This window comes from Mesorhizobium sp. B2-5-11 (genome assembly GCF_006440835.1).
GTDB lineage: Bacteria > Pseudomonadota > Alphaproteobacteria > Rhizobiales > Rhizobiaceae > Mesorhizobium.
Genome location: NZ_VFUK01000002.1, coordinates 573512 through 589124 on the forward strand (window position 1 = coordinate 573512; position 15613 = coordinate 589124).

The window sequence follows — 15613 nt, forward strand, 5'->3', positions numbered from 1 at the left end:
CCCTCCCGGGCGCTGACATAGCGACGAACGGTTAAACAACCCCTTCCGAAATCGTTAATCGGCGGGAATTGCGCGGGTTCAGTTCAATCCGATCCGCTTTGCGCCTTGCCGGAACAATGCCTCCGCGTCCGCCTCGAAACGGAACGTGCCGATGAAATCGTCGGCGCGGTAGTCCGGCAGCGCCTTGCGGAGGGCGGCGGCGAAATTGCGTGCCTCGTCGAGCCGCCCGGCCAGCGCCAGGCAGTGTGCTGCTATCGCCAGGATGATGGCGTGGGCATTGGGCCGCGCCGCCGCCTTCAGCGCCCATTCCGCGGCTTCCTCGAACTGGCCGAGCCGCACATGCGACATGGCGCGCGCGCCCAGCATGCCGAACAGCAGCGGGTCGAAAGGGCTGAGATGGCGCGAATGGTCGGAGGAGCCGATCGCCGACTGCGGATCGCCTGACTGCGAGTGGACGAAGGACAGCGCATAGTGGCCGAGCGCGAAATTGGGGCTGAGCTCCACTGCCCGTTCCAATTCAAAGAGCGATCCGTCCTGTTCGCCGCGCAGCCACAGCGCCCGGCCCATCGCCCAGTGCGCGGCAGGGTTCTGTTCGTCAACCAGGAGACTGTGCCCCGCTGTCTCGTAGGCTAGCGCGCTTTCGTGGTCGCGGTCGCCCCAGCGCTGGAAAGCGCTTTGCCAATGGGTGAAGGACAGGCCGGCATGGGCGCGGGCGAAGGTCGGGTCGAGCGCCGTCGCCACGCCGAAGAAATGCTGCGCCAACTCGTTTTCCGGCTGGGTGAAGCGATACATGTGCCAGAGGCCGCGGTGATAGGCCTCCCAGGCGTTGAGCGAGTTGGGCGCCTTCAGCATGGCGCGGTTGCGCTCGACCGTCTCGATCTCGGCCGAGATAGACGAGACGATCGCGTTGCCGATATCGTCGAGCACGCCGAAGAGGTCGTCGGCCCGGCGCTCGAAGCTCTCGGCCCAGACGATCCTGGCCGTGCGAACCTCGATGAGCTCGACGGCGATGATGACGCGGCCGGCCACGGTGCCCACCGTGCCGGTGGCGACATAGTCCACATTCAGCTGCCGCCCCGCTTCCTGCGGCGCGATGTTTTTCTCGGCGAGCGCGAAGACCGAGCCGCGCGCGATGACGAAGAAATCCCTGAGCTTGGCCAGACGCGTGATGATGTCATGGGTCAGGCCGTCGGCGATCCCGCCGCGCGTGCCGCAAGGGCCGGCAGTCTCGACGAACGGCATCACCGCCAGCGAGGCGTGGCTGGGCTCCACGCCCGCCGGAGCGGGCGACGGCGGCGATGCCGCGATGCCGGCGGGCTGCGCCGCAAGCCGATCTACCGCCGGCCGATCTATCGACGGCCGATCTTCCGCTGGCCGATCTTCCGCTGGCTTGTCGCGCAGCGCCTGCCAGGCCGCGCGCACCGGTCCGAAGTCCAACCCTTCCGATTGGAACAATTGCGCCGTCGCCGTCAGGTGCTGCTCGGCCGCGCCGATGGCGCCGCGCCCGGCCAGATGCGTGAGCAGCGCCAGATGCGCGCGGCCGTCGAACGGCGCCAGCTCCACCCACCGGTCAAGACCGGCTGCTGCCGCCTCCGAACCGGGCGGAGCCGCCGCGACAAGGTGCTCCAGCAGGGCGGCGTGACACGACTGGAAGCGGCGGCGCTGCGCGATCAGCCAGCTCTCGAAAAACGGGCTGCGGTCTAGCTCCAGACCGTCGAGAAAGTCGCCGGCGAACAGCTCCGACAGCGATCGCAGGCGCTCGGCGTCGAGCGAGGCGATCCCTTGCGCGGCGGCGGCGCTAACCTCCAGCGCGTCGACGAAACAGCCATCGAGGCGCAATTCGACCGTGTCGTCCTGTGTCTCGACTCGACGGTGCCCCGGCTCGTCGAGGACGGCGCGAAGCTTGCTGAGGCACCAACGCAACTCGCCCCTGGGATCGTTCGGAACATCCCACAAGAGCTCGCACAGCCGAGCGCGTCCCACCGGATGCGGCGCCAGCGCCAGATAGGCAAGCAGCGCGCGCAGCTTGCGCGATGCCGGCAATTCGGCCCGCACGCCATCGCGCACGACCGCAAACGGCCCGAGCAGGCGCACGGCAAGAGCGGGCTTGCCGCGATCCAGGCTCGGTCGAGCGGATTCCACGTGCATTTCCACGCTTGCTCCCACGCTTCCTCCCACGTTGGCCGGTCGGCCCTCGTTTATCACCGAACACGGCATGAACGCACCCGGTTGCGAGTTGCGCGCCGGGATGCGGGCAGCCGCATTGCCGGCACGTCGAGCGACCCTAGCGCGGCAAGGTCTCGAAACCTCGCCGCCCAAGCCGCCGGTTTGTAACCGGCCCGTGACCGTAAGGTACCAACACAGACGAGGAGACAGATATGTTGCAGCAAGCAAGAATCAGAACCACGGCCGGCCGCGGCCGCCTGTTCGACAGCATTTTGGACACGGTCGGCGACACGCCGGTCATCCGCATCAACAATCTTGGCCCGGCCCACGCGACGATCTACGTCAAGGCCGAGTTCTTCAACCCGGCTGCCTCGGTGAAGGACCGGCTGGCGCTCAACATCATCGAGGAGGGCGAGCGCAGCGGCGCGTTGAAGCCGGGCCAGACCATCGTCGAGGCCACCAGCGGCAACACCGGCATCGGGCTCGCCATGGTCTGCGCGCAGAAAGCCTATCCGCTGGTCGTCACCATGGCCGACAGTTTTTCCGTCGAGCGCCGCAAGCTGATGCGCATGCTGGGTGCCAAGGTGGTGCTGACGCCGCGCGCCGAAAAGGGGTTCGGCATGTACAAGAAGGCCGTGGAGCTGGCCGAGGCCAATGGCTGGTTCCTGGCGCGACAGTTCGAAACCAGGGCCAACGCCGCCATCCACGAGACGACGACGGCGCGCGAGATCATCAATGATTTCGCCGGCTCGCGGCTCGATTGCTTCGTCACCGGCTACGGCACTGGCGGCACCGTCGTCGGCGTGGCGCGCGTGCTGCGCCGTGAGCGGCCGGATGTCCGTATCATCCTGTCCGAGCCGGCCAACGCCCAGCTCATCGGCAGCCGCAAGGCGCAGCAGCGCGGTGCCGACGGGGCGCCCGCCGCCAGCCACCCGGCCTTCGAGCCGCATCCGATCCAGGGCTGGACGCCTGATTTCATCCCCAACGTGCTGCAGGAAGCGGTCGATGCCGGCCTCTATGACGAGGTGATGCCGATCGCCGGGCCCGAAGGCATCAAATGGGCCAAGGCGCTGGCGCAGAAGGAAGGCATCTTCACCGGCATTTCCGGCGGCGCCACCTTCGCCGTCGCGCGGCAGGTCGCCGAGGAGGCGCCGGCCGGATCGGTGATCCTGTGCATGCTGCCCGACACCGGAGAACGCTACATGACGACGCCGCTGTTCGATGGCATCGATGCCGAGATGGACGCCGACGAGACGGCGCTGTCGCGCTCGACGCCCGGCTGCCAGTTCCCGGCGACTTGACGGGAGGCTGTCATGGACGTCGCGCAGGAAACCCTTGGCACTGTGGCCGAGGAGACGCTTGACCCCCTGGACTGGGCCGATGTGCAGGCCCTGTCGCACCGGGTCATCGACGATGCCGTCGACTATCTGCGCGCCGTGCGCGACCGCCCGGTCTGGCGGGAGGTGCCGGCTGACGTGAGGGAGGTCTTCGCCGCACCCCTGCCGCGAACGCCGGCGCGGCTGGCCGCCGTCTATGGCGAGGTCTCCCGCACCGTGATGTCATACCCGATGGGCAACATCCATCCTCGCTTCTGGGCCTGGTACATGGGCTCGAGCAACTTCACCGGCGCGCTCGGCGATTTCCTGGCGGCGATCCAGGGTTCCAACCTCGGCGGCGGCAACCATGCCGCCGGGCTGATGGACTGTCAGGTCGTCAACTGGTGCAAGCAAATGCTGGGGTTTCCCGTCTCGGCCAGCGGCACGCTGGTCAGCGGCGGTTCGATGGCAAACATGATCGGGCTGACGGTGGCGCGCAACGTCAAGGCCGGCATCGACGTGCGCGAGCACGGCGTTGCCGCCATCGAGAAGCCCCTGCGCTATTATGGCTCGGACCAACTCCATTCCTGTCACCGCAAGGCCATGGAGGCGCTCGGCCTCGGCAACCGGGCCTTGCGGCGAATACCGACCGATTCCGGGCTGCGCATCGACATCGCCGCCTTGCGGGCGGCAATTGCCGAGGATCGTCAGGCGGGCTTCAAACCGGCCTGCGTCATCGGCAATGCCGGCACCGTCAACACCGGAGCGATCGACGACCTGCGGGCGCTTGCCAAGCTGGCGCATGAGGAAGAGCTCTGGTTCCATGTCGATGGCTGCATCGGCGCCCTGGTCGCCATCGCTCCGCAGAACGCCCATCGCGTCGCCGGCATCGAATGGGCCGATTCGATCGCGCTCGATCCGCACAAATGGCTGCACGCGCCGTTCGAGGCCGGCTGCGCCCTGGTCAGGGACGCCCTCGCGCATCGCCGTACCTTCGCCGTGACCCCCGAATATCTGGAATCGACGCCGCGTGGTCTCGCCTCCGGCGAATGGCTGCACGACTACGGCTTGCAGACGTCGCGCGGCTTTCGCGCGCTCAAAGTATGGATGGCGCTGAAGGAGCATGGCGTCGACAAATTCGGCCGCCTGATCGATCAGAACATCGCGCAAGCGGCCTATCTCGCCGGACTGATCGAGGACGAGCCGTCGCTGGTGCTGATGGCGCCGACCACGATCAACATCGTCTGCTTCCGGCATCGGCTTGCCGGGGCGTCCGGCGAGGAGCTTAAGCGGTTCAACACGGAGATCATGCTGCGTTTGCAGGAACAAGGCATTGCGGCACTGTCGGACACGACGGTGCAAGGCCAGCATTGCCTGCGCGTGGCGATCACCAACCACCGGACCCGGCGCGACGATCTTCATCTGCTGGTGCGGGAAACGCTGCGGCTGGGACGCCAGATCGCGGCGGAGGCGGCTTCCTAGTTCGCGGCGGCCATGCGAGTCTGCTGGCATGATTCGAAAGGTCCAATCGTGACGCTCTTTCGCGCGGCCACACTCGCGGCATTGGTTTTCACCACCTCGGCTGGGGCTGCCGACATGGCTTTCTTCGTCAAGAACCAGCGCGGGCAGGCCGTTGCGGTCGAACTGTTCAGCCGCGACCGCGAAACGGTCTGGCCGGGCGACGACAAGGTGTTCCTGATCGATCCCGGCTCACGCAAATCGGTGCCGATTTCGTGCAATGAGGGCGAACGCATCTGCTACGGCGCGTGGGTCAACGGCAATGACGCCATCTCGGCCGGCGTCGGCCCGGACAACGACCGGCCCTGCGACGATTGCTGTTTCATCTGCGTGCACCATTCGACCGAGACCGTCGACCTGGTGGAGTAGCGCCAATCTCCCCAAAATTAGTCCGGGATTGTCGCGGTCGCCCCCTTTAGCGATCGCTCGCCCCGTGCAATGCCCGCAAGGCGGCCGGGTGGGCCGTTTATTTTTGGGGGATATCATGTTCTACGCCTATGCGCGCCGCTCGCTGGCCGCGCTGTCTCTTGCCATGCTGCTGGTGCCATCGGCCCATGCCGGCGACGTCACCTTCGCCATCAAGAACAGCCATCCCAATGCCATGCGCCTCGAGCTCTACAGCCAGGACCGCGACTATGTGTGGCCGGGCAACGGCAAGGATTTCTACCTCGATGACGGCGAGACCAGGCAATTGCCGGTCTCCTGCGACGAGGGCGAATCGATCTGCTACGGCGCCTGGGTCGACGGCGACGAAGGCACCTATTGGGGCGTCGGCCCCGGCGACAAGGAAAAATGCGACGATTGCTGCTATACCTGCAGCGGCGGCGAGACCGAGGAGATCGAACTGGTTCCCTGACCGGCTTGCCAGCTTGACGCTTTTCCTGCCTGGGGCATAGCCTGCAAGAACAGCACCCAAAGCACGCCGCATCCAGGCGGCGTGCGTCAGGCAACAGGAGCAAGGCGATGGCAGGTCCGGTCGAGGGCGAGAAGATAGACGTCGGCTTTGCCGGCCGGCGCTGCATCCATTCGCGCAATTGCGTGCTGGGCGATCCGCATGTCTTCGTGCCGAACGCGCCGGGAGAGTGGATCCATCCCGACGCGGCCAGCGTCGAGAAGATCGTCGCCATTGCCGAAAGCTGCCCGTCAGGCGCCATTACCTATGTCAGGAAGGATGGCGGGCCGCAGGAAAGGCCGCCGGTGGTCAACACCGTGCGCATCAGGGAAAACGGCCCGCTGGCCGTCCACGCCGAGATTATGCTCGACGGCGAGACGTTACACCGCGCCACGCTCTGCCGCTGCGGCGCGTCGCAGAACAAGCCGTTCTGCGACGGCAGCCACAACAAATCAGGGTTTGCCGCCACCGGCGAGCCGGCGCTGAAGGACACGCCGGCGCTGGACGCGCGCGACGGGCCACTCAAGGTTACGCCGACGAAAGACGGGCCGCTCAAGCTCGAAGGCAATGTCGAAATCGTCACCGGCACCGGCCACACGGTCGACCGCACGCAACGCGCCTTCCTATGCCGCTGCGGCCATTCGGCGAACAAGCCGTATTGCGATGGGTCGCATAAAAAGGTTGGGTTCGTGGGGTAGGTTGCCCCTGCCATTGAAGCTGCCAATCTCCCCCCTCGTGGGGGAGATCGAACCCCTCCCGTGGCCCAGCGCTCTCAGCTTTATCGTCCGGCCGCTATAGGTTAAGGGCGAGAAGCATTTTCCTATCTGCTCGGGCCATCATCAGACATGACCAAGACCAAGCCAAAACCTCTTTTCCTCGGCATCGACACCGGCGGCACCTACACCGATGCCGTGCTGTGGTCTGAAACCGAAGGCCCGCAGAGCGGGCCGAACAAGGGAAAGGTGCTGGCCAAGGCCAAGGCTCTGACCACCAGGCACGATCTCGCCGTTGGCATTTCCGGCGCCGTCGACGCGGTTCTGGAAAAAGCGGTCACCGATCCGGCCGCCATCAAGCTTGTCTCCATGTCGACGACGCTTGCCACCAACGCGCTGGTCGAGGGCCAGGGCGGCCGCGTCGCGCTGATCATGATCGGCTTTTCCGAGGCGGACCTTGCCCGCGATGGGCTGAAGGCGGCATTGGGCACCGATCCGGTCGTGTTCTGCCCCGGCGGCCACGATGTGCACGGCAATACCGCCAAGCTCGATCTGTCCGGCCTCGAGGCGGCGCTGCCCGAACTCGGCGGCTCGGTCTCGGGCTTTGCCGTCTGCGCCTATTTCGCCACCCGCAACCCGGCGCACGAGATCGCCGCCCGCGAGCTGATCCGGGAGAAAACCGGCCTGCCGGTCACCGCTAGCCATGAATTGTCGGCCAAGCTAGGCGGTCCGCGCCGGGCGCTGACGACGCTGCTCAACGCCCGGCTGATCTCGATGATCGACCGGCTGGTGGCGGCGACCGAAGGCTTTCTCGAGGCGCGCGGCATCGCGGCGCCCCTGATGGTGGTGCGCGGCGACGGTGCGCTGGTGTCGGCGGCGTTCGCCCGCCAGCGGCCGATCGAGACCATTCTCTCCGGCCCGGCCGCCAGCCTGGTCGGCGCGCACCACATGACCGGATTGGAAAACGCGGTGGTTTCCGACATCGGCGGCACCACCACCGATGTTGCCGTGCTCGACAAGGGACGGCCGCGGCTCGATCCGGAAGGCGCCACCGTCGGCGGCTTTCGCACCATGGTCGAGGCCGTCGCCATGCGCACCTTCGGCCTCGGCGGCGATTCCGAAGTGGCGTTGGAAGACGGCGCTCTCAACCCCAGGCTCCTGCTCGGACCGCGCCGGCTGGTGCCGCTGGCGCTGGCCGGCATGGTGCATCGCGAGGCCGTTCTGGCGGAACTCGAGCGCCAGCTGCGCGCGCCGAACACCGGCCGCATGGACGGCCGTTTCGCGGTGCGCACCGGCGTGCCCGACCGTCTTGCCGCCGGGCTGACCGCTCCGGAAGCAAGGCTCTATGAAGCGATCGGCGCAATGCCCTTGCCCCTCGACAGGCTTTTGACCTCGAATGCCCAGAACGCTACCCTGAACCGCCTGGTGTCGCGCGGGCTGGTGCACATTTCAGGTTTCACGCCGTCGGATGCGGCGCATGTGCTTGGCAAGCAGGCGAACTGGGATGCTGCCGCCGCTCGCCTCGGCGCAGAGCTGTTTGCCCGCAAGCGCGACGGCCGCGGCCAGGCGATCGCGGCCTCTCCCGAGGCGATTTCGGAGCGCGTGCTGGCGGCGCTGACGCGCTGGTCGGCCGAATATATCCTCCAAACCGCCTTCGCCGAGGACGGGCTCGACGGTGCGTCCACCGTCGCGCATGCGCTGGTGCAGCGCGCCGTCGACGCGCATCCCGGCATTGCGCGCCTGAGCGTCGCGCTCGACCGGCCGGTGATCGGCCTCGGTGCCTCCGCGCCGCTGCACTATGCCGGACTGCCGCCATTGGTCGGCAATGACTGCGTGGTGCCTGATGACACCGATGTCGCCAACGCGCTCGGCGCCGTTGTCGGCCAGGTCCGGGTATCGGCGGAGGCGCGCGTCAGCCAACCCAAGGAAGGTCTGTTCCGTCTTGCCTCGGGCGAAACCGTGCGCGATTTCCTCGACGAGGCGGCGGCGATCGCGGCCGCCGAGGCCGATGTGCGCAGCATCGCTGCGCAGCGCGCCAGGGATGCCGGCACTGACAGCGCCGAGATCGACGTCGCAACCGAATTCCGCGTCTCCACCGTCGAAGCCCAGCGTATGTTCATCGAGGCACATGTGGTGGCGGTGGCTTCGGGCAGGCCACGGATCGCGGTGTGATGGAGGGTGTAATCTCCCCCCTTGTGGGGGAGATGGCCGGCAGGCCAGAGGGGGGCGCTGTCCCGCCAGCGTCTCGGAGCAGCGCCCGCTCATACTCGACGTCGACCGACTGCACGAAATACCGAAACTTGCCGAGGTCGGCATTCCTTCGCGCCCCCCTCTGCCCTGCCGGGCATCTCCCCCACTTGGGGGGAGATTGGCAGCGTCGCCGCCGGCACCAAGCCTAAAAACCGCGCCTACCTGCCTTGCCTTCACCCTAAGCTGAATTGACCCTGCACTCCCAACATGCCAAAGGCCCGCGAAAGCCTTTCATCTGGAGCAGCCTGATGACCGATCGCGTCGAAATCGCCGGATTGCGGATCGCCCGCGAACTTCATGACTTCGTTGTCAACGAGGCCGCTCCGGGCACCGGCATCGATCCGGACAAATTCTGGAACGGCTTTTCGGCCATCGTCCACGACCTCGCGCCGAAGAACCGGGCACTGCTGGCAAAGCGCGACGCTATCCAGGAAAAGCTCGATGACTGGTATCGCGCCAATGGCGCGCCGGTCGACATGGAAGCCTACAAAACCTTCCTGAAGGAGATCGGCTATCTCGTCCCCGAAGGCCCGTCCTTCTCGGTGACGACCGAAAAGGTCGATCCCGAGATCGCCGTCGTCGCCGGGCCGCAGCTTGTGGTGCCGGTGATGAATGCGCGCTATGCGCTCAACGCCGCCAATGCCCGCTGGGGCTCGCTCTATGATGCGCTTTACGGCACCGACGCGATTCCCGAGACGGACGGCGCCGGGAAGGGCAAGGGCTTCAACCCCGCGCGCGGTGCGAAAGTCGTCGCCTGGGCCAAGGACTTTCTCGACCAGTCGGTGCCGCTCACATCGGGCAAATGGGCCGGCGTCAACGGCCTTTCGCTGGCCAATGGCGCGCTGCGGCTCAGCGCCGGCGCCGGCTCGACCACGCTTGCCGATGTCAGGCAGTTCGTCGCCTATCGCGGCGATGCCGCCAACCCGCAAGCCGTGCTGCTGGTCAGCAACGGCCTGCATATCGAGATCCTGATCGACCGCGATAACCAGATCGGCCGTACCGATCCGGCCGGCATCGCCGACATCATCCTGGAATCGGCGCTGACCACCATCCAGGACTGCGAGGATTCGGTCGCGGCGGTGGATGCGCAGGACAAGGTCGTCGTCTACCGCAACTGGCTCGGCCTGATGAAAGGCGACCTGGCCGAAGAGATCACCAAGGGCGGCCGGACCTTTGTCCGCAAGCTCAACCCCGATCGGTCCTATACCTCGCCCAATGGTGGCACGGTGACGCTGCCCGGCCGCTCGCTGATGCTGGTCAGGAATGTCGGCCACCTCATGACCAATCCGGCGATAACGGACCGAGACGGCAACGAGGTGCCGGAAGGCATCATGGACACCGCGCTGACCGCGCTGATCGCGCTGCACGATATCGGGCCGAACGGCCGCCGCGCCAATTCCCGCGCCGGCTCGATGTATGTCGTGAAACCCAAGATGCATGGACCCGAGGAAGTCGCCTTCGCCGTCGAGATCTTCGATCGCGTCGAGGCCCTGCTCGGTATGGACCAGAATACCATCAAGATGGGCATCATGGACGAGGAGCGGCGCACCACCGTCAACCTCAAGGAGGCGATCCGCGCCGCCAAAGAGCGCGTCGTGTTCATCAACACCGGCTTCCTCGACCGCACCGGCGACGAGATCCACACCTCGATGGAAGCCGGCCCGATGATCCGCAAGGGCGACATGAAGCAGGCCGCCTGGATTTCCGCCTACGAGGCCTGGAATGTCGACACCGGGCTGAAATGCGGGCTTGCCGGCCATGCCCAGATCGGCAAGGGCATGTGGGCGATGCCCGATTTGATGGCGGCGATGCTCACCGAGAAGATCGCCCACCCCAGGGCCGGCGCCAACACCGCCTGGGTGCCTTCGCCGACTGCGGCGACGCTGCACGCCACCCACTATCACAAGGTCGATGTCCACGCCGTCCAGGCGGCGCTGAAGAGCCGGCCGAAGGCCAAGCTCGACGACATCCTGTCGGTGCCGGTCGCGGTGCGGCCCAACTGGTCTCCGGCCGACATCCAGGCGGAACTCGACAACAATGCGCAAGGCATTCTGGGCTATGTCGTGCGCTGGATCGACCAGGGCGTCGGCTGCTCGAAAGTGCCAGATATCAACGATGTCGGCCTGATGGAGGACCGCGCCACGCTGCGCATCTCCTCGCAGCACATCGCCAACTGGCTGCACCATGGCGTCTGCACGGCCGACCAGGTGATGGAAACGATGAGGCGCATGGCTGATATCGTCGACCAGCAGAACCAAGGCGACCCGCTTTACCAGCCGATGGCCGCCGATTTCGACGGCTCCGTCGCCTTCCAGGCCGCCTGCGACCTCGTCTTCAAGGGCCGCATCCAGCCCAACGGCTATACCGAGCCGGTGCTGCACGCGCGGAGGCTGGAACTGAAGGCGAAGGGAGCGGCCTGAACCGGAGAGTTGAAGCCGGCAGGCGTTCCGTTTCCCTCCTCTCGAAGCAGCGCGAACTACGCCGCCTGTGCCACCCGCTCCGAACTCATCCGGTAGGAGATCGCTTCGGCGAGATGAATGCGGCCGACGGTCTCGCTGGCGTCGAGATCGGCCAGTGTTCTCGCCACCTTCAGCACGCGGTGATAGGCCCGCGCCGAGAAGCCGAGCTTTTCGCTGGCCTCCTTGAGCAGCGACAGGCCCGATGCGTCGGGCATGGCGATCTCCTCGATGACCGCGGGCGCGCAATGCGCATTCGTGGCGGCGCTGGTGACGCCGAGCCGTTCGAAGCGCTCGCGCTGGAGGGCGCGGGCACGCGCCACGCGCAGCGCCACGTCCGCGCTCTTCTCCGCCCGGTCGGGCCGGATCAGGTCGCTGGCCGAGACCGCCGGCACCTCGATTCTGAGATCGATGCGGTCGAGCAGCGGGCCCGAGATGCGGGCCTGGTAGTCGGTGCGGCAGCGATCGCCGCGCAAGCAGCGATAGCCCGGTTCGCCGGCCATGCCGCATCGGCACGGGTTCATCGCCGCCACAAGCTGGATGCGCGCCGGATAGGTGACGCGGTGATTGGCCCGCGCGATCATGCAGTCGCCGGTCTCCAATGGCTGGCGCAACGCGTCGAGCGTCTGCGGCGTGAATTCGGGAAATTCGTCGAGGAACAGCACGCCGTGGTGCGCAAGCGACACTTCGCCCGGCCGCGCCCGGATGCCGCCGCCGACCATCGCCGCCATCGAGGCCGAATGGTGCGGCGCGCGGAACGGCCGCCGGTCGGTCAGCTTGCCTTCGCCGAGCTCGCCGGCGACGGAGGCGATCATCGACACTTCGAGCAATTCCTTCGGCGCCAGCGGCGGTAGGATCGACGGCAGCCGCTGCGCCAGCATCGATTTTCCCGATCCGGGCGGGCCGACCATCAGCAGGTTGTGCCCACCGGCCGCCGCCACCTCCAGCGCTCGTTTGGCGGTTTCCTGGCCCTTGATATCGGCAAGATCGGGCAGGTCGCGCGCCGCGGCATGGATGCCGGCCTCCGGCCGGGACAGCACCTGCGTGCCGCGGAAATGATTGGCGATGGCAATCAGGCTGCGCGGCGCGAGTATGTCAAAGTCCTTGCCGGCCCAGGCGGCTTCCGGGCCGCAGGCGAAGGGGCAGATCAGGCCCTTGCCTTCAGAATTGGCCCCAATCGCGGCCGGCAAGGCGCCGGCGACGGCGGCGATAGTGCCGTCGAGCGATAGTTCGCCAAGCACGACATAGCCGGCCAGCATGTCGCCCGGAATGGCGCCAAGCGCCGCCATCAGGCCGAGCGCGATCGGCAAATCGTAGTGGCTGCCCTCCTTGGGCAGGTCGGCGGGCGCTAGGTTGACAGTGACCTTCTTGGACGGCATCGACAGGCCGGAAGCATGCAGTGCCGCCTGCACCCGTTCGCGGCTTTCGGCCACCGCTTTGTCGGCCAGGCCAACGATGTGCATGTTGACCTTGCCGGGCGCGATCATCACCTGCACGTCGACCGGCACGGCCTCGATGCCCTGGAAAGCAACCGTGCGAACCCGCGCCACCATGTCTTGCCCCCGGATCTGGGCTTGCCCCAAGCTTTTTGCAATCAGGCCGCGAAGGGCCTGGGCCGGAGACAATCACAGTTCCTCGGCCAAATCAAGAACATTACAGGAACACGCAATCGCTTAAGTTGCGGCGCGATTGTCTCCGGTTGCAAAAAACGGAACATGGTTAATACAAAGTGAAAACGGCTATTTCCGCTTGGCCTCCACCGCGTCCCAGAACAGGCTGGCGATGTCGGCGCCGCCGAAGCGTTTGACTTCGCGCACGCCGGTCGGCGAGGTCACGTTGATCTCGGTCATATAGTCGCCGATGACGTCGATGCCGACGAGGATGAAGCCGCGTTCCCTCAGTGCCGGCCCGATGCGGGCGCAGATCTCGCGCTCGCGCTCGGTCAGCTCCGTCTTCTCGGCGCGGCCGCCGACATGCATGTTGGAGCGGGAATCGTGCTCGGCCGGCACCCGGTTGATCGCCCCGACCGGCTCGCCGTCGATCAGGATGATGCGCTTGTCGCCCTTGCGCACATCCTTCAGGTAACGCTGCACGATGTAGGGCTCACGGAACAACTGGCCGAACATTTCGAGCAGCGAGGCGAGGTTGCGGTCGGCCTCCAGCAGATGGAAGATACCCGCGCCGCCATTGCCGTAGAGCGGCTTGACGATGATGTCGCCGAATTCCTTGCGGAAGGCGGCGACCTCCTGGGGATCCTTGGTGATCAGCGTTTCCGGCATCAGGTCGGAAAACTCGGTGACGAAGATCTTTTCCGGGCTGTTGCGCACCCAGGCCGGGTCGTTGACCACCAGCGTCCTGGGGTGGATGCGCTCCAGTATGTGCGTGGTGGTGATGTAGTTCATGTCGAAGGGCGGATCCTGTCTCAGCAGGATCACGTCCATCTCCGACAGGTCGGTTCGCACCTTCTCCCCCAGCGAATAGTGGCTGCCCTTCTCGTCGCGTACCTGCATCTCCTCGGTGCGGGCGAACACTTTGCCGTCGCGCAGCGACAGCCGGTCGGGCGTGTAGTGGTAGAGCTGATGGCCGCGCCGCTGCGCCTCCAGCGACAGCGCGAAAGAAGTGTCTCCGGCGATCGACACGGTGGAGATGTGGTCCATCTGGACGGCGATTTTCAGCTTCATGGCAGGTCCCCAGCACGGTCGATGAGAGAGCGATATAGGGGTCCCGGCGCCTTCTGCCAATCGGGCCACGCCTCTAGCGGTCGAAGACCAGCCTGGAATAGCCGAGAAAGGACAGCGCCATGGCGGCCAGCGAAGCGAAAGCAAGGGCGGCCAATGGCGGGGTTGTCGGCAGGACGACAAGGATGGCGCAGTAGACCAGATAGTTGGCGATGCTGGTGGCTATGCCGATGCTGCCATAGCGGGCACCTTCCCGCACCAAGCCGCGGCTCGACGGCGAGAAGGTCAGATGCCGGTTTATCTGCCAGGTGACGCAGAGTGCAAAGCCGATGGACAGCATGCGGGCGCTGAAAGGGCCGAGCGGCGTGACGGCAAGCAGCAGCCAGAGGGCGGCCGCGTCGGCGACGAAGCCGATGCCGCCGGCAAAGAGGAAGCGGATAAGACGGCTCACCGCTTCATGCGGCGCGAGGCGTCTTGCCTGGGCCGGCCTTCGCGGCAGTCGGCTCGCTGGCGCGCTCGCGCCGCTCTATGCGGCCCGAAGGCATCGACAGGTAGAAGATGCGCTTCTGTTCGGCGCGGCCGCGCGACACCGAATCGAGGATCACCCCAGTCACACCAGCCAGCATCGAGAGCAAGAGCAGGCCGACCGACAGCACCCATGTCGGCATGCGCGGCACCAGCCCGGTCTCGGCGAATTCGACCAGCACCGGCGCCATCAGGAACAGGCTCGACGCCAGGAAGACCAGGGCGAAGGCGCCGAAGAAACGCAGCGGTTGCGTTTCCTTCATCAGCATGGCGAACATCCAAAGGATCCTGGCGCCGTCGCGAAACGTCGAAAGCTTCGACGACGAGCCGTCCGGCCGCTTGCCGTAATCGAGCGCGATCTCGCTGACGGGCAATTTGAGCTGCGAGGCATGCACCGACATTTCGGTCTCGATCTCGAAGCCGCCGGAGACGGCCGGGAAGCTCTTGACGAAGCGCCGGGTGAAGACGCGGTAGCCCGAGAAGATGTCGGTGAAATCGCTGCCGAACAGCCCTTTATAGAGGCTGTTGAAGACGCGGTTGCCGAAGGCATGGCCAGTCCTGCCGGCATCGTCGGTGACGCCGCGCCGGGTGCCCACCGCCATGTCGGAGCGCTCGGTCAGAAGCGTGTTGATCAATTGCGGCGCGTCTTCCGGCGCATAGGTGCCGTCGCCGTCGGCCATCAGGTAAATGTCGGCGTCGATGTCGGCGAACATGCGCCGCACCACATTGCCCTTGCCCTGGCGCGGTTCGCGCACCACGATGGCGCCGGCGGCGCGGGCCCTGAGCGCGGTCAGGTCGCGCGAATTGTTGTCGTAGACATAGACCGTCGCCAAAGGCAGCGTCTCGCGGAAGCGCCGCACCACCTCGGCGATCGTCAATTCCTCGTTGTAGCAAGGCAGCAGCACGGCGATGGCGGGTTCGTAGCGAAGCTCTTGCGGCATTTTCCTCTCCGGGTGCCTCGCCGCCACGCGCGGTTCGCGCCGAAAGTCAGGCGCGTTCAGGCGGTTTTACTATTTATTGAAGCCGTTAAGGCTAGGTTTAAGGCCGACTTTACGAGTGTCGATTGGCCGAAAAAGCCCGGCATTCCTGCCAGGGGCGA

Annotated in this window: 12 protein-coding genes; 7 read left to right on the forward strand and 5 right to left on the reverse strand. The window is 66.2% G+C overall.

The annotated features are described in order from the left end of the window. Positions 1 to 78: 78 nt before the first annotated feature. Positions 79 to 2148: a transcriptional regulator gene (locus FJ490_RS10080; RefSeq protein WP_140728758.1), complete on the reverse strand. Its 2070-nt coding sequence runs from the start codon at positions 2146 to 2148 to the stop codon at positions 79 to 81. 230 nt (positions 2149 to 2378) lie between these two features. On the opposite strand from FJ490_RS10080, the gene FJ490_RS10085 reads away from it, so the two are divergent. From FJ490_RS10085 to FJ490_RS10120, 7 genes are all read left to right on the forward strand, one after another. Further along, entirely contained in the window at positions 2379 to 3467 is a 1089-nt protein-coding gene (locus tag FJ490_RS10085; protein ID WP_140728759.1) for a pyridoxal-phosphate dependent enzyme, read from the forward strand. Positions 3468 to 3479: 12 nt separating this feature from the next. Beyond that, entirely contained in the window at positions 3480 to 4964 is a 1485-nt protein-coding gene (locus tag FJ490_RS10090) for an aspartate aminotransferase family protein (protein WP_140728760.1), read from the forward strand. 48 nt (positions 4965 to 5012) lie between these two features. Next, the gene (locus FJ490_RS10095) at positions 5013 to 5369 is read left to right on the forward strand and encodes a hypothetical protein (RefSeq protein WP_140524348.1); all 357 of its coding nucleotides are present in this window, start codon (positions 5013 to 5015) and stop codon (positions 5367 to 5369) included. Between the two features lie 115 nt (positions 5370 to 5484). After that, complete coding sequence (locus FJ490_RS10100) at positions 5485 to 5856, forward strand: hypothetical protein (protein ID WP_140491675.1); 372 nt, start codon at positions 5485 to 5487, stop codon at positions 5854 to 5856. 107 nt (positions 5857 to 5963) lie between these two features. Continuing rightward, positions 5964 to 6590: a CDGSH iron-sulfur domain-containing protein gene (locus FJ490_RS10105; RefSeq protein ID WP_140491673.1), complete on the forward strand. Its 627-nt coding sequence runs from the start codon at positions 5964 to 5966 to the stop codon at positions 6588 to 6590. Positions 6591 to 6737: 147 nt separating this feature from the next. Further along, positions 6738 to 8777: a hydantoinase/oxoprolinase family protein gene (locus FJ490_RS10110; protein ID WP_140728761.1), complete on the forward strand. Its 2040-nt coding sequence runs from the start codon at positions 6738 to 6740 to the stop codon at positions 8775 to 8777. 326 nt (positions 8778 to 9103) lie between these two features. After that, complete coding sequence (locus tag FJ490_RS10120; RefSeq protein ID WP_140728762.1) at positions 9104 to 11275, forward strand: malate synthase G; 2172 nt, start codon at positions 9104 to 9106, stop codon at positions 11273 to 11275. Positions 11276 to 11331: 56 nt separating this feature from the next. On the opposite strand, the gene FJ490_RS10125 is transcribed toward FJ490_RS10120, so the two are convergent. The 4 genes from FJ490_RS10125 to FJ490_RS10140 form a co-directional block, all read right to left on the reverse strand. Further along, complete coding sequence (locus FJ490_RS10125; RefSeq protein WP_140728763.1) at positions 11332 to 12864, reverse strand: YifB family Mg chelatase-like AAA ATPase; 1533 nt, start codon at positions 12862 to 12864, stop codon at positions 11332 to 11334. A 186-nt stretch (positions 12865 to 13050) separates the two neighbouring features. Beyond that, on the reverse strand, positions 13051 to 13992 hold the full coding sequence (gene gshB, locus FJ490_RS10130) for a glutathione synthase (protein WP_140728764.1): 942 nt from the start codon (positions 13990 to 13992) through the stop codon (positions 13051 to 13053). A gap of 73 nt (positions 13993 to 14065) precedes the next feature. Further along, positions 14066 to 14440: a GtrA family protein gene (locus FJ490_RS10135; RefSeq protein ID WP_140514183.1), complete on the reverse strand. Its 375-nt coding sequence runs from the start codon at positions 14438 to 14440 to the stop codon at positions 14066 to 14068. A 4-nt stretch (positions 14441 to 14444) separates the two neighbouring features. Beyond that, entirely contained in the window at positions 14445 to 15455 is a 1011-nt protein-coding gene (locus FJ490_RS10140; RefSeq protein ID WP_140514184.1) for a glycosyltransferase, read from the reverse strand. Positions 15456 to 15613: the final 158 nt, after the last annotated feature.

Bases quoted from the DNA above. Each gene is read 5' to 3' on its own strand.
- FJ490_RS10105 (WP_140491673.1), top strand. From the start codon at position 5,964: ATGGCAGGTCCGGTCGAGGGCGAGAAGATAGACGTCGGCTTTGCCGGC.
- FJ490_RS10140 (WP_140514184.1), bottom strand. From the start codon at position 15,455: ATGCCGCAAGAGCTTCGCTACGAACCCGCCATCGCCGTGCTGCTGCCT.
- FJ490_RS10110 (WP_140728761.1), top strand. From the start codon at position 6,738: ATGACCAAGACCAAGCCAAAACCTCTTTTCCTCGGCATCGACACCGGC.
- FJ490_RS10120 (WP_140728762.1), top strand. From the start codon at position 9,104: ATGACCGATCGCGTCGAAATCGCCGGATTGCGGATCGCCCGCGAACTT.
- FJ490_RS10100 (WP_140491675.1), top strand. From the start codon at position 5,485: ATGTTCTACGCCTATGCGCGCCGCTCGCTGGCCGCGCTGTCTCTTGCC.
- FJ490_RS10080 (WP_140728758.1), bottom strand. From the start codon at position 2,148: ATGCACGTGGAATCCGCTCGACCGAGCCTGGATCGCGGCAAGCCCGCT.
- FJ490_RS10090 (WP_140728760.1), top strand. From the start codon at position 3,480: ATGGACGTCGCGCAGGAAACCCTTGGCACTGTGGCCGAGGAGACGCTT.
- FJ490_RS10085 (WP_140728759.1), top strand. From the start codon at position 2,379: ATGTTGCAGCAAGCAAGAATCAGAACCACGGCCGGCCGCGGCCGCCTG.
- FJ490_RS10125 (WP_140728763.1), bottom strand. From the start codon at position 12,864: ATGGTGGCGCGGGTTCGCACGGTTGCTTTCCAGGGCATCGAGGCCGTG.
- gshB (WP_140728764.1), bottom strand. From the start codon at position 13,992: ATGAAGCTGAAAATCGCCGTCCAGATGGACCACATCTCCACCGTGTCG.